Source organism: Microbacterium pollutisoli (genome assembly GCF_053586795.1).
Map to the genome: position 1 here is coordinate 519,518 of NZ_JBNYWT010000002.1, position 23,028 is coordinate 542,545.

Below are 23,028 nucleotides of genomic sequence, written 5' to 3' on the forward strand. Positions count from 1 at the left end.
TTCTCGAGAAATCTCCTCCAAGTGGCGGATTTGGCTAGTAGCACTACGTTGTTTCGCTCCCTCCCTGTAGGGTGACTCGACATGACCGCCCCCGCGGCGCCCGCTTCTCTCGGGCGCAACCTCACCGTCAACACCGTCATCCGACGCCACCAGATCGAGGCGACTCGCACCCGGTCGCTGTGGGAAGACGAGTCGGAGCTGCACTCGGCCGAACTCGTCGAGAAGTTCTCGACGGCCGTGCGCGACGCCCTCCCCGGGGCGCGCCTGACCTGGGCGCTGTCGTGGGGGGCACTGACCGACACGAGTCGACGGTATCGCGACATCCGCCGCACCCTCTCGGCCGTGGCCGACGCCCACGGCGATGACATCACTTTCGTGCCCGGCGGATTCTTCGCCAACCTCTACGGCACGCGCGACGAGGTGGCACGCGACATCGAGGATGCCATGGTGGTGCTCCACGACGAGTTCGATGCGCCCACCCGGTCACTGGTGGCGGGGTTCCTCTCGGCCGAGAACATCTCGCGCGCGCGAGATGCCGGCATCCGCACGGTGCAGGGGAACATCTGGAGTCAGTTCGACATCGACCTGCAAGACGGCGACGGCTCCCTCGCCTACCCCTACTACCCGTCGCGTCAGCACTTCCTCGTCCCCGGTCGCGGCGACGACCGCATCGACGCGGTGCAGTTGGACGGCTGGACCGTCGACCTCGTCGCCGCCCGCACCGCCGGGATGTCGTCGGAGTTCAACTCTCGGCTCGGGCTCGGGCCGATCGAGACGCTGCACCGCCTCCCCCGCCGTGACGCGCTCGTGGAACTGGATGCCACCAGCGCCGCCCACCTGAACGACCGCAACGTCGAGCGCAACGGCATGGGCTGGCTCACGGTGAACTACGAGATCAGCGAGGTGGCCCGCGGACTCCAGCACGATGCCGGCATGCTCGATGCCTGGGCCGGCTGGCTCTCGGGGCTGCGCGAGCGCTGGCCCGACCTGCAGATGCCCACGATCGCCGAGTTCGGCGATCGGTGGCGCGCACGGCATCCCGACAATGAGAACCTCGCCTACCTGCTGGAACAGTCCGGCAGCGGTGTGCAGGCCTCCCGGGCCGGTGAGACGGTGACGTGGTTCATGACGGCCGACTTCCGCCTGGGGGTCGTCACCGATGCCGACGGTGTCGACGTCTTCGACTACACCGCCTACCGCGGCGACGAGCGGGAGCCCACCGGCAGCGGTGACCGACGGTGGAGTCTTCTCGGCGAGATCAACCAGAAGCGCACCCGCCCCCAGGATGCGCCGGTGCCCCTGGCGCGCTTCCTCGCCGAGCACCCCGACATCGACGCCGCACTCGCAGAGCGGTACGGGGACGCGCCGGAGCTGGCGCGTCTGCGCGCCGGGGCAACGGTCGAGGAGCTGTCGGGCGCATGATCTCCCTCGCCCGGCTCACCGTCGAGCACGCGGTCGACCCGGTGGGCGTCGATGTCGTGCCCCGCTTCGGCTGGAACATCGACACCGACCTGGACGGCATCCGACAGCTGGCGTGGTCGCTGACCGTGTGGGATGCCGACGGCGTGCTCGTCTGGACCTCCGGCCGGGTCGACGGCGACGCGATGGTCGACATCGCCTACGCCGGGGCGCCGCTGGCATCCCTCCGCCGGTATCGGTGGCGGGTGGGGGTGGCGACCACGGCGGGCGACCTCTCCGCCGACGCGACGTTCGTCACCGGGGTGCTCGACGGCGACTGGCGCGGGGCACAGTGGATCGGTGGGGCGGCAAGCACGGCGAGCGCTCCCTTGCTCCGGCACGAGTTCAACGTGACGGAGTCGCCGACGGAGGCCTACCTCGTCGTCGGGGCGGGCGGGTTCGCGCAGGTCGAGCTCGACGGTCTGCCGGTGGACGACAGCCTGCTGGGTCCCGGCTTCACCGACTACGACGAGGCGGCCCAGTACACGGTGATCGACGTCACTTCTCGCCTCTCGCCCGGGCGTCACGCGCTGGGCGCCGAACTCGGACGCGGCTTCTACGGCATGCGTGGCAAGAACACGTGGAACTGGGAGACGGCGCCCTGGCACGACGACCCGTGCCTGCGTGTGCTCCTTCTCCTGCGAAGTGCCACGGGCGAAACGGTCGTGGCCACCGGCCCGGACTGGACGACGGTCGAGGGGCCGACATCCTTCGACGACCTGTACGCCGGCGAAGACCACGACCTGCGCCGCGCACGGCCCGGGTGGAGCGTGCCGGGAACCGAGACTTCGGATGCCGTTCCGGTCCGCCTCGCGCGCGGACCGCTCGGCACGCCCGTCGCCCAGCGGCAGCCACCGATCGCGGTCGCGGAGTGGCTCGATCCGGTCAGTACGGCCGCGCTGGGCGAGGGGCGCTGGGTCGCCTCCTTCCCCCGCGTGATCGCGGGATGGGTGGAGGTCGCGGCAGACGGTGAGGCGGGTGAGGTCGTCGAGCTGCGCTTCGGCGAAACGCTGCGCGCCGACGGCACTCCGAACTGCGTCGATGAGAAGGGGTACTTTGACGGCCGCTTCCAGACCGACCGGCTGACCCTGGCCGGAGGGCGGGCCACGTGGCATCCGCGGTTCACGTGGCACGGGTTCCAGCACGTCGAGGTGCGGGCCGCGCGACTGCCGCGGTTGCGCGCGGCGGTCGTCCACACCCGCGCACCCCGCATCGGTCGATTCTCCTGCAGCGATCCCCTGCTGACGACGCTGCATGAGCTGACGGTCAACACGATCCGCAACAACCTCCACGGCATCCCCACCGATACGCCGAAGTACGAGAAGAACGGCTGGACGGGCGACGGGATGGTCGGTGCCCGGATGATGCTGCAGAACCTCGACACCCACGAGCTGCTCGCCAAGTGGTCGACCGACATCGCCGTCTCCCGGCACGGCGCGGGCGCACCCGAGGTGATCGCGCCGCACGGCGGCTGGACGATGGACTGGACGCCCGCGCCGACCTGGCACGCCGCCCTGCTGCTCGTGCCGTGGGAGATCTACGAGCAGCGCGGTGACCTGCGCGTGTTGAGTGATACCTGGCCGGACGCCCGCGACTATCTGCGGTTCGAGCTGGATCGCTGCCCGAGCGGCATCGCCGAGACGACCCTCGGCGACTGGGTGAGTCCGGAGACGGATGCCGGTGGCGGCAACGCCCCGGAAGACCCGCGGGTCGCCGCCACCGCCTATCTGATCGCGATGTGCGACACCGCGGTGCGGATCGCCGGGCTGCTCGGTGAGCCGACGGAGGAATGGGAGCGTGCGGCAGCGCACGTGCGCTCCGCCTTTGTCGACGCGTTCTGGGACGACGCCACGGCGACCGTCCAGGGCGACGGCGACGAAGGGTACCGGCAGGCGCACACCGTGCTCGCCCTCGCCTTCGACGCGCTCCCCGTGCCGGCCCGCGGGCGGGCGGCCGATCGCCTCGCCGCCGACGTCCGGGCACGGGCAGACCACCTGTCGACCGGTGCGCTCGCCACCAAGTACCTCCTCCCCGTCCTCACACGGTGGGGGCACGCGGATGCCGCCGTCGCCATCGCCCGGCAGACCACCTTTCCCAGCTGGGGTTACTGGGTGACCCACGGGGCGACGTCGCTGTGGGAGCACTGGAAGCCCGAGTCGCGCTCGCGGGGACACTACTTCCTGGGGACGATCGACGACTGGTTCTACGGCGAGGTCGCCGGCCTCCGTCCGCTCGAGGCGGGGTGGCGGGTGGCCCGAATCGCACCGGCCGTCGTCGGCACCGGCATCCGCTCGGCCGAGGCGTCGGTCACGACGCCGCACGGAGAGCTGTCGGTGTCGTGGCGGGTGGAGGGCGACGAGGTCGTGCTCGACAGCGTCGTGCCCGTGGGCGTGACCGCACGCCTCGAGCTCGGTGGGATCGTCGAAGAAGTCGGCGCGGGACACCACCACCGACGGGCCACTCTGCCGCTACGCGGAGGAGATCACCAGGCCGAGTAGCCGCCGTCGATCAGCACCACGGAGCCGGTCATGTACGACGCGGCATCCGATGCGAGGAACGAGACGAGCGAGGCGATCTCTTCGGGAGTGCCGAGTCGTGCCATCGGGGTGCGCCGCACCCAGTCGTCCCACCAGTCCTCCGGCACGCCCTGCTTGGTGAGTTCGGTGCCGACGTAGCCGGGCGCAACGGCGTTGACGCGGATGCCGGCCTCGGCGAACTCGATCGCGAGAGACTTCACCGCCAGGTGCACCGCCCCCTTCGAGGCGTTGTACGCGGCCTGGCGCTGCGGCGCGTTGGCGATCTCGCCCGACATCGAGCCGATCGCGACGATCGATCCGCCCGTGGTCATGTGCCGCGCGGCCTCGCGGGCGCACCAGAACGTGCCGGTCGCGTTGACCGCGAAGACGCGGTCCCACGCTTCGCGCGACAGGTCGAGCGAGGACTCGTGGTTGGCGATCCCCGCCGAGGTGACGAGGATGTCGAGGCGCCCGTGTCGGGCGACGACGTCCGCGAACACGGCCTCCACCGAGGCGGCATCCGTCACGTCGAGGTGTACGTATTCGACCCGCTCGCCGAGCGATTGCGCCGCCTCGTGTCCCGCGTCGTCGAGCAGGTCGGCGATCACCACGGTGGCGCCGAACTCCACGAGCGCACTCACGATCGCGCGTCCGATGCCGCGCGATCCGCCGGTGACGACGGCGACTCGGTCACGCAGTTCGAGCAGTTCTCGGTACATCGTCGGACCCTTTCGGAACAGGTGCGCTATGGTGTGTAGCAATACTACATGGAGGTCTCCCATGACGATCGACCCGACCCGCGGCACCGATGCCGCGACGGAGGATTCGACCGACACGCTCCTCGAGCGCATCACCCGGCAGCTTCCGCTGCTGCGGCGCTCGGAGCAGCGCGTGGCGGCGATCGTGCTCGACAACCCCGGCGGTGTCGTGCACTTCACGATGGCGGGCCTGGCCGAAGCGGCCGAGGTCAGCGAGCCCACCGTCATGCGCTTCTGCGCATCGGTCGGGTGCGAAGGCTTCCAGGATTTCAAGATCCAGCTCGCCCAGACGCTCGCCCTCGGCCTGCCGGTGACGCACTCGTCGATCACCCCCGAAGACTCCAGCGCCGACCTCGCCGAGAAGATCTTCAACCACACGATTTCGAGCCTCGACCGCGCGCGACGCACCCTCGACCCGCAGGCCGTCGACGAGGCGATCGCGCTCCTGCTGGATGCCAGTGACATCCTGTTCGTCGGGTTCGGCGCGAGTGGCATCATCGCCCAAGACGCGCAGCAGAAGTTCCCGCTCTTCGGCATCCCGTGCCAGGCGCCCGAAGACTTCCACCAGCAGTTCATCGCCGCCACGATGAGCAGCCCGCGCAGCGTCACCGTGGCGATCTCGAACACCGGACACACCGAGCAGACCGTGACCGTCGCCGAGGCTGCGCGCAAGGCGGGGGCGAGTGTCATCTCGATCACCGGCCGTCAGAGCCCGCTGTCCGAATTGGCGTCGGTGCCCCTCATCGCGCGCACCTTCGAGGACACCGACATCTACACGCCGTCGACGAGCCGCCTCGCCGGTCTCGTGGTCATCGACGTGCTGGCCACCGGGGTGGCGCTTCGGCGTAGCCCCGCCCATACCGAGGCGATCCGCCGCATGAAGAGCGAACTGGCCGCGATGCGCGCCGGCGGCAATGCCGAGACGGGCGACGCCTCGGATGCCGGAACGGATGCCGGAGCCGTCTCGTCGTGAACGCCCGCGTGCTCGTGACGTCGAGGTCGTTCGGAACCGGCGGCCGCGACCTCGCCCGTGAGCTCGTCGATGCCGGCTACGACATCGTCCGCGCCGCGCCCGCCCACACCCTCGACGATCTGGCCGCCGTCCTTCCCGACGTCGACGGGTGGATCGCCGGCACGGGCCCCATCACCGCCGCGCACCTGGAACTGGCACCGCGGTTGCGGGTGATCTCCCGGTACGGCGTCGGGTACGAGAAGGTCGATGTCACCAGCGCCGCCGCCCGCGGCATCACCGTCACCAACACCCCGGGGGCCAACTCCCCCGCCGTGGCCGAGCACACCGTCGCCCTGCTGATGGCGGCGCTGCGCGGCATCCCTGCGGCCGACCGGCGGGTGCGGCGCGGGGACTGGTCGGCCTGGATGGCCCGCGAGCTGTCGGCGCTTACGATCGGCGTCGTCGGGCTCGGGCGCATCGGGCGCCTCGTCATCGATCGACTCTCCGGGTTCGGCCCGCGCGTGCTCGGTGTCGATCCCTGGGTGGCGCCGAGCGATCCGCTCTTCGAGGTCATCACTCCGACCGATGTGCCGACCCTGGCCCGCGAGGCCGACATCCTCACCCTGCACGCCCCGGGGGGACAGACCGTCATCGACGCGGAGTGGCTCGCGGCATCCGATCGACCGGTGCTCATCGTGAACACGGCGCGCGCCGACCTCATCGACGAGGCGGCCCTCGCCGATGCGATCCGGCGCGGACGCGTGAGCGCCTACGCCGCCGACACGCTCGCCACAGAGAACCACGGCTCCGAGAACAGCGACGAGGGCGCATCGCCGCTGCTCGCCCCCGACCTCATCGACCAAGTGATCATCACCCCGCACCTCGCCGCCCAGACCCGCGAGGGCGTCGACGGCATGGGAGGCCTCGCGACCGAGAACCTGCGGGCAGTGCTCGAGGGGCGTCGCCCGCCGTACCCGGTCGCGTCGTGACGGGATTCGTCCGCACGGTGCGGGGTGACCTCGACCCCGCCGCGCTCGGTCGCGTGAACTACCACGAGCACCTCTTCCAGGTCTCCCCGCTCCTGCGCGGTGACGACCTCGACGACGAGACTGCCTCACAGGAGGAAGCCCGCCAGTTGGGCGCCTCCGGGTTCGAGGCGATGGTGGATGCCACGCCCCTCGGGCTCGGTCGACGACCTGACGCGATCCGTCGCATCTCGGAAGCGACCGGACTCCACGTGGTGATGACGACCGGGGTGCACCGGCGCGAGCACTACCGCGATGATCACCCGCTCCTCACCGCCTCGGTGGACACGTTGGCGGCCGCGTTCCTGCGTGATCTGACCGTCGGCGACGCGGAGGATCTGTCGGGTGAGACGGATGCCGCATCGGCGGATGCGCTTCGGGCGGGGGTGCTCAAGGTCGGGCTCGGCTACTGGCGCATCGACCACGCGGCGCAGACGGCGATCGCCGCGGTCGGAGAGGCCCACCGTCGCACCGGAGCGCCCGTGATGGTCCACCTCGAACACGGCACCGCCGCCTTCGAGGCCCTCGACGCTCTCGCGGCGGCGGGTGTCGCCCCCGACCGCGTCGCGCTCGCGCACATCGACCGCAACCCCGACCCGGTCCTCCACGCCGAGCTCGCCGCGGCCGGCGCCTACCTCGGCTACGACGGCGCCGCGCGTGCCCGCGAGTGGCCGGACTCGGTGCTCGTCGACTGCCTCGTTTCCGCCGCGGGAGCCGGAGCGGCCTCGCGCATCCTGCTCGGCGGCGACGTCGCCCGCCGGTCCCGGTACCGCGCATACGGCGGTATCCCGGGACTGCGCTACCTCGGCGACCGGTTCGTGCCGCGCGTGCGCGACGCCGGTGGCGACGTGCTCGCGGATGCCGTCCTGCGCACCAACCCCGCCGCCTGGCTCACCTGGCGCTGACCGCGGGCAGCACCAAATCGTTCGCGGTGCGCACCACCTCGGGAGCGGTGAACAGTTCCGGAGCGAGGCCGGCGGGTGCGGTCACTGTGAACACGGCCTCCTCACCCGCGAGCAGGGTCACGAGCGCCCGGTCGACTCGCGCCTCGGGGTGGACCCGATCGACGTGCAGGGTGATGTCTTTCGCGGCTGACCGAGCGCGCACCCGCACCGCGTAGCCACCGGCGACCGCCACCGATGTGACCTCCAGCGGCCGAGGGTCCAGGGCGAGCGTGGGGTCCTCGCCGAACCACCACAGCGCTCGCTCCCCCGATGCGAGGTCGACCACCAGCACATGGCGCGCCGGATCGCTCGCCTCGATCGACAGGCGAATCGTCGCCGCCTCCCGCGCGCCGACTGCCACCGCGCCGTCGTGCCGCGCGACCTCACGGCCATCGACGTCGACGACGCGAGCCGTGAAGCCCGACTCCCACCGACTATTGGTGTCGTTGTGGACCACCAGCGCCGGACGGCCCTCGCGCGGTTGCACGGTAGCCAGCCGCTCCGCGTAGGCGGCGCGCAGCGCATGCCACAGCGGCTTTCGGTGACCGTGACTGTCGACGGCCGCCCACGAGATCACCGGCCAGCAGTCGTTCAGCTGCCACACGATCGCACCCTGGTTGAGCGGATGCAGCGAGCGGAAGTGCTCGATGCCGAACCGCACCGCGCGGGCCTGGTTCAGCTGCGTGGCCCAATGCCAGTCGGCGATCGTCGCCGGCTTGGCGATGTGATCGCCGAGCCCGCGCTCGAGCTTGCCGTTCCCGTCCTGCGCCTTCTGATGCACGAGCATGAGGCGGCCGTACGGGTCGGCGGGCTCATCGTGGACGACCGAGAAGAGCGTCGACCAGGCGGGCGGACCCTGGAAGCCGAACTCCGAGACGAAGCGCGGACGATAGTCGCGGTACACGTCGTAGTCGACACGGTTCCAGACATCCCAGATGTGCGTCGTGCCGTGGGCGGGATCGTTCGGGTGCACGTAGCTGCTGAAGCCGTAGGGGCTGCCGGGCGAGTAGGGCGTCGTGGGGGCGAGTTCACCCACGATCTCGGGGAACAGTCGCTGGTAGTAGCCCTCTCCCCAGGTGGCACCCTGCAGCGCCGTGCGCCAGTTCCAGTCGACCCAACCCCAGATGTTCTCGTTGCCGCCGTTCCAGACGACGAGGCTCGGATGCGACGAGAGTCGGGTGACGGCATCCCTCGCCTCCGCGGCGAACTCATCCCACAGCTCAGAGTCTTCGCTGTACGCGGCGCACGCGAGAAGGAAGTCCTGCCAGACGAGCACCCCCTGCTCATCGGCGAGATCGTAGAAGTCGTCGGACTCGTACACCCCGCCGCCCCACACGCGAAGCAGGTTCATGTGCGCGTCGGTGGCGTCGGCGAAGCGCTCGGTGAGGCGCTCGCGGGTCACCCGCGGGAAGAAGGTGTCCTCGGGAATCCAGTTCGCCCCGCGGATGTAGACGGGGATGCCGTTGACGATCACCTGGAACGGACTCCCGTCCGCGTCGGCCTCGACGTCGAGCTGCACCGCGCGAAACCCGATCCGCCGACGGACCTCGCGCCCGGTGCCCACGGTCACCACGAGGTCGTACAGCCGGGCCTCGCCGTACCCGCGCGGGTACCAGAGCTCCGCATCCGGCGCTTCGACGGCGAGCGCCACCGTGGCGGTGCCCGCGGGCACGGATGCCGTGACGGTCACCCCGGCCACCCGCGCCGTCACCTCGACGGCATCCGCGTTGGCGTCCACGGAAGGAGCCCACTCGAGGTCCACGTGCACGTCGGCGCGGCGCGGGTCTCCCCCGATGCCGACGACCGGGCGGACGGCGGCGATGCGCACGTCGGTCCAGGACTCCAACCCGATCCGTCGCCAGATGCCGCTCGTGACGAGGGCGGGGCCCCAGTCCCAGCCGAAGTTGCAGGCGGACTTTCGGATCGCGTTGAACGGGTGCACGTAGGAGTGCGGGCGCTCACCGAGTACCTGCTCACGCTCGCGTGCGTAGGCGATCGGGGAGCGGAAGTCGATGACGAGGGCATTCTCGCCGGCGCGGAGGATGCCGTCGAGGTTCCACCGATAGGTGCGGTGCTGGTTGACGGTGGCACCGACCTCGACACCGTTGACGCTCACGCGGGCGACGGTGTCGAGCCCTTCGGCGACAAGGTCGTGCCGGGTGTGGCCGTCGGGTTCGAAGACGAACGTTGTCGTGTAGCGCCAGTCGCTGTGGCCGATCCAGGCGAGGGCGGCCTCGTTGTCATCGAGGTACGGATCGGGAATGGCCCCCTGCGCGAGTAGATCGGTGTGAACGACCCCCGGCACCGTGGCGGGAATCGTCGCTCCGGCGATGGCCGCGAAGGCCGGCGGTACCTCTCCGGCGAGGTGCGTCAGGGTCCAGTCGTCATGCAGGTCGCGAGAGATCACGCTTCTAGAACTAGCACAGTCAAAGTAGCCCAACTACCGCATACTGCCGTTTTCACGGCCTGATACCGCGTTCGTTGCATGGATTCTGAGGATTCGCGTAGTATCACTACAGAACCGCTACGAATGGACCACTGCATGTGCGCCGCTGCACGACCGGCTGAACCAGCCACCCTCACCGTCGAGGCGATCGGGGGCACCCTCCCCGGCTCCTCGGAACGATACGAGAAGCGCCTGCCCGAACTGGCGGGCATCTACCGCGACAGCGCCGCCTTCGAGGCCGCTCTCGCCGCCGACGACGGCGCCCCCGTCTACTGGGTGGAAAGCAGCACGCCCGAGTCCGGCCGCGGCGCTCTCACGATCGGGCTCAGCGTGCTGCGCGCCGGGCGTATCGGTGATGAGTTCGCCATGACGCGCGGTCATCTGCACGCCCAGGCTGAGTTCGCCGAGCTCTACTACGGGATCGCGGGCAGCGGTGTGATGCTGCTCGAGAGCGTCGATGGCGAGTCACGCGCGCTTCCCATCACGCCCGGTGTCGCCGTCCATGTGCCGGGAGGCTGGGTTCACCGCAGCGTCAACGTGGGCGACGACACCCTCGTCACCCTCTTCGCCTACGCCACCGAGGCCGGGCAGGACTACGGCATCATCGAAAGCGCCGGCGGCATGAAGCAGCTCGTCGTCACCGACGGCGCGAACGGCTGGACGACGCGGACCAATCCCGACCACGGAGGCTACCGTGCCTGACCTCACTCCGGCTCCCGGAGCCGCCGCGGTCCTCGCCGACCTCGCGGCCCATATCGACATCAGCTGCGTGCAGGCTCAGCACTCCCGCGCCGACATCGAGGAGCTCGCCCGCCGCGCCGTCGCCGGCGGGTTCGTCAGCGCCCACGTCCTTCCCGGCTGGCTCACCGACCTGCGCGAGCTACTGGCAGGCTCATCAGTGCTCTCCGGGTCTCCCGTCGGGTTCCCGAGTGGCGGCGCCACCACCGCTACAAAGGTCGCGGAAGCTCGCGAACTGCTGGACCTTGGCGCACAGGAACTCGACGTCGTCGTCGCGGTCGGTCGTCTGCGCTCGGGCGACGTGGCGTACGTCACCGAACAGCTCGCCCGCGTCGTCGAGGTCGTCGACGGTCGCGTGCCCTTGCGCGCGATCCTCGAAGTCGGGCACCTCTCCGACGACGAGATCCGCGCCGGCGTCGATGCCGCCATCGCGGCCGGGGTCCCCTGGATCAAGACCGGCACGGGATGGTCTGGCCGCCCCACCACGGTGCACCACATCGAGGTGATCGCCGAGCGTGCGGCCGGACGCGCCGCTCTCAAGGCGGCCGGCGGCATCCGTGATCTCGAGACGGTGACCGCGATGGCTCGGCTCGGCGTGACCCGCTTCGGGATGAACGCGGATGCCGCGACCGCTGCCGTCGCCGCGAGCGAACGGCGCCCGGCATGACTGCCGTCCCGACCTTCACCGCGCACGATCTGACCCCCGCGACCAGCCCGACACTGTACTTCATCGGGGTGACCACGGGAAGCTCGTCGATCCAGAAGGTGTTCCCCGCGTGGGCCGAAGAACTCGGCCTCGACGGCGCCGTGCTGAAGGGCATCGACCTGCCCCTGCACGCGCCGCGCGAGGACTACCGCCGGGTCGTGGAGTTCATCGCCGGCGACCCGCTGAGCCTCGGTGCCCTCGTCACAACGCACAAGCTCGACCTCTTCGCCGCGTGCGAAGACCTCTTCGACGAGATCGATCCGTTCGCCCGCCTGATGGGCGAGACCAGCTGCATCTCCAAGCGGGGCAGCGCGCTCATCTGCCACGCGAAAGACCCGATCTCGAGCGGCCACGCGCTCGACGCGTTCCTGCCCGCAGGCTTCTGGGAGAAGGCACCCGCCGATGCCCTCTGCATGGGCGCCGGCGGTTCGACGATCGCGATCAGTTGGTATCTCTCGCAGCGGGCCTCGGGCGCCGATCGGCCGCGCCGCATCATCGTGACGAACCGTTCGCCGCAGCGCCTCGCGCACATCCGCGAGATCCATGCGCAGCTGGACACCGATACGACGTTCGAGTACGTGCTGACGCCCGACGCCTCCGACAACGACCGGGTGCTGGCATCCCTCGCGCCCGGATCGGTCGTCGTGAATGCGACCGGGCTCGGCAAGGACGCTCCCGGCTCGCCGCTCACCGACGACGCCGTCTTCCCCGAGGGGGCGACCGCGTGGGATCTCAACTACCGGGGTGACCTCGTGTTCCTCGATCAGGCCCGGCGGCAGGAGCAGACTCGCTCGGTGCGGGTCGAAGATGGTTGGATCTATTTCGTGCACGGGTGGACGCAGGTGATCGCCGAGGTCTTCGACGTCACGATCCCGACGTCCGGCCCCGTCTTCGACCGGCTCAGCGACATCGCCCGCTCCACGCGTTGACGATGGCCGACCTCGCGCTCGCCTACGACCTCGGCACCGGGGGCTGCAAAGCGTCCCTGTGGGATGCCGATGCGCGGCTGCGTGCAGAGACCGTCGTCCCCTACGGCACCCACCACCCCGCCCCCGGCCGGAATGAACAGCGGCCGGCAGACTGGTGGGATGCGGTGGTACGCGCCACGCGGGAGCTGTTCGACACCCCGGGTGCGGATCCCGCCGACGTGGCGGGGATCGCCCTGTCGGGGCACAGCCTCGGTATCGTCCAGGTCGATGGGGCGGGCGAACTCGTGTCCGAGCGCACGCCGCTGTGGTCGGACGCGCGTGGGCGCACGGAGCAGGTGTTCGCCGCCGTCGAGGAGGCCGAGTGGTACCGGCGCACCGGCAACGGCTTCGGCGCCCCGCTCTACCCCCTCTTCAAGTCGGTCACCCTCCGCGCAGAAGACCCGGAGGCCTGGGCACGCACCCGGCACCTCCTCGGCTCGAAGGACTGGATCAACCTCCGCCTCACCGGGCGAATGGCGACCGATCACTCGATGGCATCCGGCTCCGGCGCGTATTCGCTGGCCGCTGGTGCCTACGACCCCGAACTGCTGGATGCCGCGGGCCTCGACCCCGCTCTGCTCCCGGCGCCCCGCGAGGCGCACCACGAGCTCGGCCCTCTCACCCGGCACGCCGCCGCGGAGCTCGGTCTCCGGGCGGGCATCCCCGTCTTCACCGGCGCCGTCGACAACGCCGCGATGGCGGTGGGTTCGCGCGGCACAGCGGAGGGGCGCATCTACGCCGCGCTCGGCTCGTCGAGCTGGATCACCGTCACCTCCGCCTCTCCCGTGCTCCACGAGCATGCGCGCCCGTACGTCTTCCGTCATGCGGTTCCGGGATTCCACATCAGCGCCCTGTCGACCTTCAGCAGCGGGACAAGCCTCGAGTGGCTCCGCGGCATCGTCGCCCCCGATCTCGAGCTCTCCGCAGTCATCGACCTCGCCGCCGAGAGCGCACCCGGCGCGCGGGGAGTCGCGTTCGCGCCCACCCTGGCGGGCGGCACTCCGCTGGAGGGTGGAAGCGCGGCACGCGGTGTGGTGACGGGTCTCGAACTCGGCACTGCGCGGTCCGACCTCGTGAGGGCCTGCCTCGAGGGCATTGCGTTCTCGCTCGACCGCAGCCTCACCCTCATGCGCAGCCTGAGCGGAACGACCGAGGACCTGCTCATCTCGGGCGGCGGCAGCCGTTCCGAGGTGTGGAACCGGATCTACGCCGACATCCTCCGCACGCCACTGCTCCGCACCCGCGTCGACCAGCAGGCCGCTGCCCTCGGCGCCGCGACGATCGCCTTCGTCGGGCTCGGCGTATGGGATGGCTACACGCGTGCCGACCAGGCTCACCGCGACATCGACCGCTACGACCCGCTCGACCCCGCGGCTTACGACCTCGCGCGCGAACGATTCGCGGCCGCGGTGCGCGCGGCATCCGCCTGACCCGTCCCACCCGACCCACACCCGAACGTTCGACCTCTCTTGGAAGGGATCCCATGACCTCGCTCCCCCTCGTCGTGATCACCGGCGCCAGTTCCGGCATCGGTGCCGCGACCGCCCGCGCCTTCGCGGCGGCCGGACACCCGCTGCTGCTGATCGCGCGCCGCCTCGAACCGATGGCCGCGCTCGGTCTCGCCGACGCCGAGCTCGCCGCCGTCGACGTCACCGACACGGATGCCGTGCGCGACGCGGTCGCCCGCGCCGAAGAGCGCTTCGGTCCGGTGGATCTGCTCGTCAACAACGCCGGCCTCATGGCGCTCTCGTCGGTCGCCGAGCAGGACCCCGTGCTCGTTCAGGAGCAGTTCGACGTCAACTGCGTCGCCCTGATGAAGAACAGTCAGCTCGTGCTGCCGGGAATGCAGGCCCGTCGCCACGGCACGATCGTCAACATCGGGTCGATCGCGGGCAAGCAGCTCTACACCGACCACACCGTCTACAACGGCACGAAGTACGCCGTCCACGCGATGACCGAGGGTCTTCGTCGCGAGAACGCCGCCCACGACGTGCGGGTGCTGCTGGTGGCGCCCGGCATGGTCGACACCGGACTCCTCGGTCACACGGATGGAGCTGTGCTCGACGGCTACCTCGACTACAAGCGCAGCATCGGCGGAGGTCTTCACCCCGACGACATCGCGGCGGCGATCCTGGCCGCCTACCAGCTGCCCCAGCACGTGAGCTTCCGCGAGATCGTGGTGGCCCCGACCTCTCAGGACGCCTGATGAAGCGCGCCGGCATCCTCCACGCCGAACTGAGCGGGCACATCGCCCGACTCGGCCACACCGACGAGTTCCTCGTCGTCGACTCCGGGTTCCCGGTGCCCACTGGCGTCCCCGTCGTCGACCTCCGGGTCGTCTATGGGCTTCCGGGGTTCGTCCCGGTCCTGGATGCGGTGCTCGCCGAGGTCGTCGTCGAACGCAGCGTGGTCGCCGAGGAGCTCGCGGCGGCCAACCCGCCGATCGACCAGGTATTCGCCGATCGGCTCCCCGAGACCGAACGAGTGCCGCACATCGAGTTGAAGCGGATCGCGACCCGGGCGAGGTTCGCCGTCCGAACCGCGGAAGACACGCCCTATGCGAACGTGTTGCTGACCGCAGGAGTGGGGTTCCCCGTATGACCACCGACATCTTGGGTGGGGAGCGCATCGTCCCCGTCGTCGTCCTCGACGATCCGGCCATCGCGCCCGACCTGGCCGACGCTCTGGCGGCGGGCGGCATCCGTTGCGCAGAGATCACCCTGCGCACGCCCGCCGGCATCGAGGCCATCCGCGCCGTGGCCGGGCGCTCTGACTTCCTCGTCGGCGCCGGCACCGTGACCGCCGTGGCGCAGGTCGACACCGTGTTCGATGCGGGCGCTCGCTTCGTCGTCTCGCCCGGCTTCGACGACGCCGTCGTCGCCCGCTGTCAGGAGCTCGGCCTGATCGTCGTACCGGGTGTGGCCACCGGCACGGAGATCCAGCGTGCAGTGGCGGCGGGCCTGCAGCACCTGAAGCTCTTCCCCGCGCACCTCATCGGCGGACGGGCGGCCGTGCGCGCGTTCGCCGGGCCGTTCCCCGATGTGCGGTTCTTGCCCTCGGGAGGTGTGTCGGCGAGCAATGCGAAGGAGTACCTCGACGACCCGGCGGTTTTCGCCGTCAGCGGGTCGTGGATGGTGCCCGCGCGCGCTCTCGCGTCGGGCGACGTCGAGACCGTACGCCATCTGTCGCAGGAGGCTTCCGCCGCGATCTCCTGATCTGCACCGATAGCAGTTTCCGTAGCCACACTACCTCTACTACCTCTTTCGAAGGCCTTGCGGGTGCATTATCGGGTCGTTTACCGTGTAGATCACCCCTTAGCGCGTAGTGTCACTACCTGGTGTTACCGATGACGTTCCCGAACCAGCGGCCTGCGCTCTATCGATGGAGATAGGAGAACAACCGATGCGACGACGAATCGGTCCGGTGATCGCAGCGACGGCGGTGGTCACGGCGGGCGCCCTCGTCCCCGTGTTGCCCGCCGCCGCGGAAGACGCCGAACGCACAGTGACGGTGAACCTCGACGAGGTGGTGCAGGAGGACTACCTCGGCATCGGCGTCAACGTCATCCCGTGGAGCCTGTTGGAAGGAACCACCACCCTCGGCTACGACGATGCCGACTGGGAGGTCGACGTCGAACGCATCCTCACGGTTCAGCCGAAGGTGGCGCGTGTCTGGTTCCAGATCGACTGGATGGAGCTGGAGAAGGGCCAGTACGACTTCGAGAGCCCGGAGATGCTCGCGTTCTACCGCTACCTCGACGCCTTCGAGCAAGCCGGCACCGAGGTGCTCTTGAACTTCGGGTGGAAGGTCGGCGAGCGCGTGCACGACTGGTTCCTCTACCCCGGCGTGACCAAGCCCTACGAGAGTGCCCCCGGCGACCTCGATGCCTACGGCCGCTCGGCATCGGCTCTGCTGGACGAGCTCATCACCCAGCGCGGTTACGACAACGTCGACTACCTGACGTTCTACAACGAGCCCAACGGCAGCTGGGACTTCGAAGGCCCCGCCGACCAGAAGGCCTATTACGCCGAGATGGCCCGGAAGGTGCACGACCAGCTCGTCACCGACGGCCTGCGCGACGAGGTGGAGATCTGGGGTCCGGAGGAGGTCAACGCTCCCGACTGGACCGAGTACATGGCTGACAACGCGGCAGACGTGTTCGACCAGTACTCGTTCCACCTCTACGGAGAGTCGTACGACTTCCTCGGCGAAGCCATCGACCAGCGGCGTGATTCGATCGGCGATGCGCCGCTCAATCTGTCCGAGATGGGGTGGACCAACCCCGGCACGAGCGTGTGGGAGACCGGCTACTCCAACTACATCATCGGCAGCGCCAACAACGGGGTGCACTCGAACCTCGTCTGGCAGATGAACGGCGTCATGACCGACGATCCCGCCGGTGACACCAACGGCGCGTTCAACATGTGGGACTCGCTCGTGCTGGGCCTCGCGCCCACCGCAGCCTTCTACGAAGCCGGACTGCTGATGCGCTACATCCCGGCGCACAGCACCGTGCTCGGCACGGCGACCTCCGATGACGACGTGCGCGCGACGGCTTTCCGGGACGCGGACGGTGAGCTCACCGTGCTCGTGGAGACCCAGTCCGGCGAACCCAAAGACGTGCGGGTCGAGTTCACCGGTGGCGACGTCACCGACGGATTCACCCGCCTCGCCTTCTCCGACTCGGTCGTCGACGTCGAGAAGAACGCGCTCCTGCCCGCCTCCACAGGCACCCTGACGCCGGCGGCGAACAGCTTCACCGACACGCAGATCGGTGATGAGCACACCTTCGCGATCTACACGACCTCTCCGGCCGCGACCCAGATTGCTCTCGACCCGGTGCAGACGACCATCGCCGGCGGCGAGCAGGTCGATCTGGATGCCGAGATCATCGACGGTGCCGGCAGCCTCACCTGGACCGTCGTCGGTGGCGGCAACGGCACGGTCGACGCCGACGGCGTCTTCACCGCTCCGCAGGTGACCACCGAGCGCACCGTCGCGGTGCGCGCCACCCTCTCCGAGGGTGTCTACGGCGTCGCCCAGGTGCTGGTCACCCCGGCGTCGACCGACGGCGTCGCCGACGCGCCCGTGTTCAGCCTGGAGCCGGGCCTGTACCGGTCGACCGAGGCAGTCACGATCACGACGGGCACGCCGGATGCCGAGATCCGCTACACGACCGATGGCAGCGAGCCGACGGCATCCTCGACCCTCTACGCCGGTCAGCTCATCCTCGACCCGCTGCGCACGACGTACCTTCGGGCCATCGCCGTCGCGGACGGCCTCGAGGACTCGGGTGTCACCTCTCGCCTGTACAAGGTGCTCGACGTGCAGATCGCTCCCGACGGGTACCGGTTCTGCCAGTACCAAGACGGCGGCACGTGTGAGTTCACGGGTGAAGCGAGTGTCGCGTTCGGCTCGGAGGGCCTGTTCTCGTACGGCACCTTCACCGGCGGCGTCGAGTGCACCGCGGCGAACTTCGGTGGCGACCCCAACCCGGGTGGTGACAACCGCTGCTTCGTCAACCCGGAGATCCCCGACGAGGAGCCGCTGGTGACCATCTTCAACGCGGGGTTCGAGAGCCCCGCGACCGGCGGCACCTCCAACGGTCCGATGGTCAACGGGTGGACCTTCAGTGCGCGTGCCGGCATCCAGCACAACAACAGCGTCTTCAACCCCGCCTTCCCCGCACCCCAGGGTGAGCGGACGGCCTACCTGAAGACCGACTCGGGCCTCGGAAGCCGCATCGACCAGGTCGTGCGCTTCCCGGAGGGTGAGTACGCGATCACCTTCTACGCAGCCAACCGTGCGGACTTCGGCGGCCTGCAGGAGTTCGACGTGTTCGTCGACGATCAGTTGCTGGGGCACTACGCCCCGACGGCCGACGGCGCGTACACGTTCCACGAGACGGCGCCGTTCACCGTGGATGCCGGGGAGCACACGATCTCCTTCGTCGCCACGACCGTGACCGCCGACAACACCGGCTTCGTCGACGACGTCAAGGTCATCGCCGCTGAGGCGCAGACACCGGACACCGTGAAGCCCACCGTCGCGCTGGCAGCGCCGACGGCTGCGGGTCCGCACAAGTCGCTCGCGCTGAAGGTCGACGCGAGCGACGACCGCGGGCTGGCGAAGATCGTCGCCAACGCCTACCGCAGCGGAACGCTCGTGAAGAGCACTCAGTCGCCGGCGGGCGGTGCCCTGACGGCGTCCCACACCGCGTCGGTCTCGCTGCCCGACGGTGCCTACACGATCCGCTACAACGCACACGACCTGGCGGGCAATGTGTCGCAGACCAAGACGTTCGACGTCACGGTCGACGGCACGGCGCCGACGGTCAGTGTGAAGAGCGGTGGCTCGTTCACGGTCGGAGGTGACGGTGTCTACGAGAAGGTGAGCTTCAAGCTGTACGACGCTGGCAAGATCGACCGGGTAGTGCTCAACGGGAAGGTGAAGGACCTCACCGACAACGCGTGGTCCGACGTCAACTTCATCGCGCCGGGAGTGTTCGGGGCCGTCGCCGGCGCGAACACGCTCGTCGTGCACGACGTCGCCGGTAACGCCACGACGGTCGAGTTCACCCTGCAGTAAGCGCGTGAGCAAAGCGGGGGTACGGAACTCCGTGCCCCCGCTTTCGGTTTCCATGCATGTCCGTGGACTGGACAGCGCGTCCTGACCCCGTCGGACTGACAGGTTCGCCACACGGAGGGTAGAACTGATGATGGCTGGTGATGACCACACGGACTGCCAGCGGATGATCCGCGACATGATCGTACGCAGCACCGAACCCGGTCCCACAGAGCCGTGTGTGTACCGGGTTGACGGCGCTCACTGAAATTCCCCACTTCTGCTCGGCGGGTTCCAGCGGTCGTCGCTACACGGCCTTGGTCTGAAGGTTAGCGAAGAGGTCGTGGGGTGTCTTCCAGTCGAGGGTCTTGCGCGGCCGACGGTTGAGCTCGTCGCTGACCCGCTGGAGGTCCTCAGCGGTGTGCAAGCGGAGGTTCGTGCCCTTCGGGAAGTAGTCGCGTAGCAGCCCGTTCGTGTTTTCGTTCGTGGGTCTCTGCCAAGGCTTGCCGGGGTCGCAGAAGTAGACCGGCATGCCGACGGTCTCCGCGACGGTGTGGTGGTGGCTCATCTCGCTGCCTTGATCCCACGTTAGGGACCGCCGCATCGCTGGCGGGAGCGCGCTGAACGTCGCGATAAGTTGATCGCGGACGGCGCCGGCGCGGGACTCGCCATCGAGGTGGAGCAGGATCGTGTACCGGAAGGTGCGTTCGACGAGGGTGCCGATCGCGGAGCGGTTGTAAGCGCCGACGATGCAGTCCCCCTCCCAGTGACCGGGCTCGAGTCGCTCCAGTACCGTGGCCGGCCGCTGATCGATCGGGGTGATCGGCACGATGAATCGTGGCCGGCGCTGATCACCGCGACGGCGAGGACGCCGGTGAGGCCGCCCCGTGCGCAGGACGGCTCTCGGATCCCTCGCGATCACGCGGGTTGGGGCGTACAGCGCTTGGTAAATCGTCTCGACCGCGATCGGCGTAGCGTGCTGGGTGGCGAGCTCGTGCGCGATCTGTTCGGGGCTCCAGTGCTCGTCGAGATGCTTCTGAACCAGGCCTCGCAACGAAGCGTCGGTTTCGAGCCTGCGAGGCTTCGGGCGCGGCCGCCGCGCTCGCATCAGCGCGTGCGCGGTGAACGGGTGATACACGCCGTCGCTGGCACGGTTGCGGGTCAGCTCACGAGCGACCGTCGACACCGCCCGTCCCAGTTCCGACGCGATCGCCCGCGCCGACTTCCCAGCCCGGTGACCGTCAGCGATGACCACTCGCTCGGCCTCACTCAAGTACCGGTCGGACTCAGCCTTGCCCTCGTAGCGCCCAATGACCGGCTCGATGATCCGCGTCCCGGTGGAGGTCGCGACGCTGCCGCCGTTCTTCCACCAGTGCCCCGTCTTGCGATCGATCCCGAGACGCCGGCACGCCTCTGAGATCGACACTCCCTGCTGCAGCAGCTTCGCAAACGATCGCTGCTTGTCCACCATCGGCTGTCGTCCCGGACGACGCGTTGAACCAGATCTCATACCTACCCACTTACCTCAGGTGTAGCGACGATCCCTGGAACCCGCCGATCAACTCTGGGGAAATTCGCTGAGCGCCGTCACCTTTTCGGCCGCGATCTGGGATGGATCCGCGAGATCTGCAGCGACCTGATCCTGTTCATCAACCCACCACGGTCGCTCGGAGGTCAGGAGGTATCTCGATAGTTCGCCGATCCTGCGCACCATCAGCGTTTCCATCGCGCTGTCGAAGAGAAGGAATGCGACCCGCAGGTCTTCCAGGGTGTCGCGAAGAAGTGCGTCCCGAGCCGTAAAGACCTGCGCCCCAATCTCAGCGGCCCGCTTCATCTCTCCAGTCCGTTCGAGTGGCGTCGCCCATGACCGCGTGTGGAGTCAGACTCCTACGCGGAACACCGACGATCCCGAAGAGCGCGAGGAAGAAATACACGGCAAACAGCGCGAGCACCGCGCCAACCAGCACCGCGACGACGTTCAGGAGCAGAATCAACCACTCGCCGAGGTACGCCATGCGCCACGCCGCGCCGGTGGCGTCAAGTAGATACGGCACGGCGAGCAGCGCCACGCTGATGCTCCCCAACCTGAAACTCTCGCGGCGGTCAAGCGGCATGAAGCCCACAACAGCGAGCGCTATCGAGACCCAGAGAATCATGACGATCTGCCACGAGATCTCGTCGTCGGCCCAGGTCCATTCGATTCGCAGGCGCTCGATTGCGAATGCGAACCCGAGTGCGACGACATAGAGCAGCACGGCAAAGACGACTGAGCATGGGCCGTGAAGTCTCGGCGGCGGATCTGCCTCGACCATCTCGGCGGGTGTCCAACTCAACGGGACTCCTTGCGCACGAAATGTTCGTAGAGCATCGCCGGGAGCGCCTTCCCCAGTTCGGCGTACAGGCCGCTGTCGTTGAACAGGTCGTCGATGAACGCAGGCGTCTCGTCCCGCACCCCGAGCAGAGCCTTCGTGAACGCCTTCGGTAGCGCCGGAGATTCGGCGAACTGCTGCGGGCTGTTCACCGCCGCCTGGTTCGCGAGCTCCACGTCCAACGCCAGCTTGCCGACGATGTGGTTCATCTGCAGGTCGATGACGCCGACGCCGTACTTGTCGCCGAGGCGTTCGTTGAGCTTGTGGATGATCTCCTCGAGAGCGGACCGGTGCTTCTCGTGTATCGCACCGGATCCGATCGCGGTGATCGGATCCAGACCCGGCCCCTGCTCGAGGTTCAGCTTCACCGACTCGCCCGCGCTGATCTTGTAGCCGACGAGGGTCACGTCTGAGATGTCGACGGGTTCGATGATCGTCGCGGTCGAGAGCTGAGGGAGTATGCGGCGGAAGAAGTAGTGCCGGCGGGGCAGGTCGGTGTCTTCGAGGTTGCGGGCCTGGGAGATGAAGTCGTAGAACTTCACGAAGTTCCCCACGTCGGCCTTGAACAAGCGCAGCTCGTCCTGCTCGGCCTTGTCGTCATCCAGCACTGCGGCGATCCACCGCTTCTGGAACCGATCGACCGTCGGCGCGGTCGCTGCCGACACCTTCGAGTTCGCGTTGACGCCACCGACCAGGGCGGCGTCGAATGCCTGCTCGAGAAGGCCAACCGCTTCCTCGACCGACGGTTCCTGCTCGACCTCCCGACCGCGAACGGACCGACCGTGCCAGGGTTCTTCGGCAACTATGGCCTCTGACCCGCTTGCCGAACTCGGCACCTTCCTCACCGCAACCGAGGCGGAGCGGCTCGCCCTGCAGTTCGAGACCGGCACGCCCGTCAGCGTCGCCGTCCGCGAGATCGCGATCAGCCGGCGCGAACAGGTGAAGGACCTGCTCGCCGCCTCCGGGTTTGGACCCGGCGACCGCGAACGTTCCACCAGTGTCCTGCGCGCGATCGCCGGCGCAAAGACCGTTCTGCGCGAGCTGACCCCGGTATGGACAATGCCCGGCAACGAAGCCAACACCGGCCACCTGACAAGCGAGTTCCACCGCATCGTCGGAGCAGCACGGCAGTCGGTTACGGCGGCGACCTATAACTTCCAGGACACGTCACAGATGTGGACGGCGCTGAAGGCAGCGTCCGAGCAGCCCGGCGTCGTCGTCACCGTCTACGTCGACGCCGCAGTCGCCGGCGCCTCGACGGTCAAGGCGCAGCTCCCACGAGCCACGGTGTACCGCTCTGCGCTCCTGCCGAACGGCAAGCAGGTCGTCAGCCACGCGAAGTTCATCGTGGTCGACCACGAGCTGCTCCTGATCACCAGTGCGAACTTCAGCTACTCCGCCGAGAACCGCAACGTCGAGTTCGGCATCCTCGTCCGCGATACTGCCCTCGCCACGTCGGTCGAGTCCGCCATGACGAGCAAGCATGGGTCGCTCTACGAGCTCATCAACGCCTGATCCGTCAACGCCACCAGAGGCACGAGATCGCCGATGTGTAGGTTCCCGCTCGAGATGGCGAGGAATGCC

20 protein-coding genes are annotated in these 23,028 nt (G+C 68.8%); 14 read left to right on the forward strand and 6 right to left on the reverse strand.

Annotation, left to right across the window (positions count from 1 at the left end):
* The first annotated feature begins 81 nt into the window (after positions 1–81).
* Both ACQ143_RS07320 and ACQ143_RS07325 read left to right on the forward strand, forming a co-directional pair.
* Complete coding sequence (locus tag ACQ143_RS07320) at positions 82–1,422, forward strand: DUF3863 domain-containing protein (RefSeq protein ID WP_449570046.1); 1,341 nt, start codon at positions 82–84, stop codon at positions 1,420–1,422.
* A complete protein-coding gene (locus tag ACQ143_RS07325; protein ID WP_449570047.1) occupies positions 1,419–3,956 on the forward strand; it encodes a family 78 glycoside hydrolase catalytic domain in 2,538 nt (845 codons plus the stop codon). Before ACQ143_RS07320 ends, ACQ143_RS07325 begins: the two co-directional genes overlap by 4 nt.
* On the opposite strand, the gene ACQ143_RS07330 is transcribed toward ACQ143_RS07325, so the two are convergent.
* On the reverse strand, positions 3,941–4,693 hold the full coding sequence (locus ACQ143_RS07330) for an SDR family NAD(P)-dependent oxidoreductase (protein ID WP_449570048.1): 753 nt from the start codon (positions 4,691–4,693) through the stop codon (positions 3,941–3,943). The genes ACQ143_RS07325 and ACQ143_RS07330 overlap by 16 nt on opposite strands.
* 61 nt (positions 4,694–4,754) lie before the next feature.
* Between ACQ143_RS07330 and ACQ143_RS07335 the strand changes: the two genes are divergently transcribed.
* From ACQ143_RS07335 to ACQ143_RS07345, 3 genes are read left to right on the forward strand one after another with little or no spacing between them, the layout of a single operon-like run.
* Positions 4,755–5,705: an SIS domain-containing protein gene (locus ACQ143_RS07335; RefSeq protein ID WP_449570049.1), complete on the forward strand. Its 951-nt coding sequence runs from the start codon at positions 4,755–4,757 to the stop codon at positions 5,703–5,705.
* The gene (locus ACQ143_RS07340) at positions 5,702–6,673 is read left to right on the forward strand and encodes an NAD(P)-dependent oxidoreductase (protein ID WP_449570050.1); all 972 of its coding nucleotides are present in this window, start codon (positions 5,702–5,704) and stop codon (positions 6,671–6,673) included. Before ACQ143_RS07335 ends, ACQ143_RS07340 begins: the two co-directional genes overlap by 4 nt.
* Positions 6,670–7,614 carry a phosphotriesterase family protein gene (locus tag ACQ143_RS07345; RefSeq protein ID WP_449570051.1) on the forward strand — a complete coding sequence of 315 codons (945 nt, stop codon included), beginning with the start codon at positions 6,670–6,672 and terminating at the stop codon, positions 7,612–7,614. Before ACQ143_RS07340 ends, ACQ143_RS07345 begins: the two co-directional genes overlap by 4 nt.
* Here ACQ143_RS07345 and ACQ143_RS07350 read toward each other — a convergent pair.
* Complete coding sequence (locus ACQ143_RS07350; protein WP_449570052.1) at positions 7,601–10,060, reverse strand: glycosyl hydrolase 2 galactose-binding domain-containing protein; 2,460 nt, start codon at positions 10,058–10,060, stop codon at positions 7,601–7,603. The two genes, ACQ143_RS07345 and ACQ143_RS07350, sit on opposite strands and share 14 nt — an antisense overlap.
* A gap of 135 nt (positions 10,061–10,195) precedes the next feature.
* Here ACQ143_RS07350 and ACQ143_RS07355 point away from each other — a divergent pair, with 135 nt between their 5' ends.
* The 8 genes from ACQ143_RS07355 (at position 10,196) to ACQ143_RS07390 (ending at position 19,099) form a co-directional block, all read left to right on the forward strand.
* A complete protein-coding gene (locus ACQ143_RS07355; protein ID WP_449570053.1) occupies positions 10,196–10,801 on the forward strand; it encodes a glucose-6-phosphate isomerase family protein in 606 nt (201 codons plus the stop codon).
* The gene (deoC, locus tag ACQ143_RS07360) at positions 10,794–11,504 is read left to right on the forward strand and encodes a deoxyribose-phosphate aldolase (protein WP_449570054.1); all 711 of its coding nucleotides are present in this window, start codon (positions 10,794–10,796) and stop codon (positions 11,502–11,504) included. Before ACQ143_RS07355 ends, deoC begins: the two co-directional genes overlap by 8 nt.
* Entirely contained in the window at positions 11,501–12,472 is a 972-nt protein-coding gene (locus ACQ143_RS07365; protein ID WP_449570055.1) for a shikimate dehydrogenase family protein, read from the forward strand. Before deoC ends, ACQ143_RS07365 begins: the two co-directional genes overlap by 4 nt.
* 2 nt (positions 12,473–12,474) lie before the next feature.
* Entirely contained in the window at positions 12,475–13,941 is a 1,467-nt protein-coding gene (locus ACQ143_RS07370) for a xylulokinase (protein ID WP_449570056.1), read from the forward strand.
* Between the two features lie 53 nt (positions 13,942–13,994).
* The gene (locus ACQ143_RS07375) at positions 13,995–14,717 is read left to right on the forward strand and encodes an SDR family oxidoreductase (protein WP_449570057.1); all 723 of its coding nucleotides are present in this window, start codon (positions 13,995–13,997) and stop codon (positions 14,715–14,717) included.
* Positions 14,717–15,112 (forward strand): D-ribose pyranase, encoded by a 396-nt coding sequence (rbsD, locus tag ACQ143_RS07380; RefSeq protein WP_449570058.1) that lies wholly within the window; start codon positions 14,717–14,719, stop codon positions 15,110–15,112. Before ACQ143_RS07375 ends, rbsD begins: the two co-directional genes overlap by 1 nt.
* Positions 15,109–15,726, forward strand: coding sequence for a bifunctional 4-hydroxy-2-oxoglutarate aldolase/2-dehydro-3-deoxy-phosphogluconate aldolase (gene eda / locus ACQ143_RS07385; RefSeq protein ID WP_449570059.1), 618 nt, complete (start codon positions 15,109–15,111; stop codon positions 15,724–15,726). Before rbsD ends, eda begins: the two co-directional genes overlap by 4 nt.
* A 187-nt stretch (positions 15,727–15,913) precedes the next feature.
* The gene (locus ACQ143_RS07390; RefSeq protein ID WP_449570060.1) at positions 15,914–19,099 is read left to right on the forward strand and encodes a chitobiase/beta-hexosaminidase C-terminal domain-containing protein; all 3,186 of its coding nucleotides are present in this window, start codon (positions 15,914–15,916) and stop codon (positions 19,097–19,099) included.
* Between the two features lie 283 nt (positions 19,100–19,382).
* Here ACQ143_RS07390 and ACQ143_RS07395 read toward each other — a convergent pair whose 3' ends face one another.
* From ACQ143_RS07395 to ACQ143_RS07410, 4 genes are all read right to left on the reverse strand, one after another.
* Positions 19,383–20,546: an IS30 family transposase gene (locus ACQ143_RS07395; RefSeq protein WP_449570061.1), complete on the reverse strand. Its 1,164-nt coding sequence runs from the start codon at positions 20,544–20,546 to the stop codon at positions 19,383–19,385.
* Positions 20,547–20,633: 87 nt separating this feature from the next.
* Positions 20,634–20,909, reverse strand: coding sequence for a hypothetical protein (locus ACQ143_RS07400; protein WP_449570062.1), 276 nt, complete (start codon positions 20,907–20,909; stop codon positions 20,634–20,636).
* The gene (locus ACQ143_RS07405; RefSeq protein WP_449570063.1) at positions 20,893–21,387 is read right to left on the reverse strand and encodes a hypothetical protein; all 495 of its coding nucleotides are present in this window, start codon (positions 21,385–21,387) and stop codon (positions 20,893–20,895) included. The genes ACQ143_RS07400 and ACQ143_RS07405 overlap by 17 nt, the downstream gene beginning before the upstream one ends.
* Before the next feature lie 17 nt (positions 21,388–21,404).
* Positions 21,405–22,109 carry a hypothetical protein gene (locus ACQ143_RS07410; protein ID WP_449570064.1) on the reverse strand — a complete coding sequence of 235 codons (705 nt, stop codon included), beginning with the start codon at positions 22,107–22,109 and terminating at the stop codon, positions 21,405–21,407.
* Between the two features lie 139 nt (positions 22,110–22,248).
* Between ACQ143_RS07410 and drmC the strand changes: the two genes are divergently transcribed.
* Entirely contained in the window at positions 22,249–22,959 is a 711-nt protein-coding gene (gene drmC, locus ACQ143_RS07415; RefSeq protein ID WP_330170736.1) for a DISARM system phospholipase D-like protein DrmC, read from the forward strand.
* Positions 22,960–23,028 lie beyond the last annotated feature (69 nt).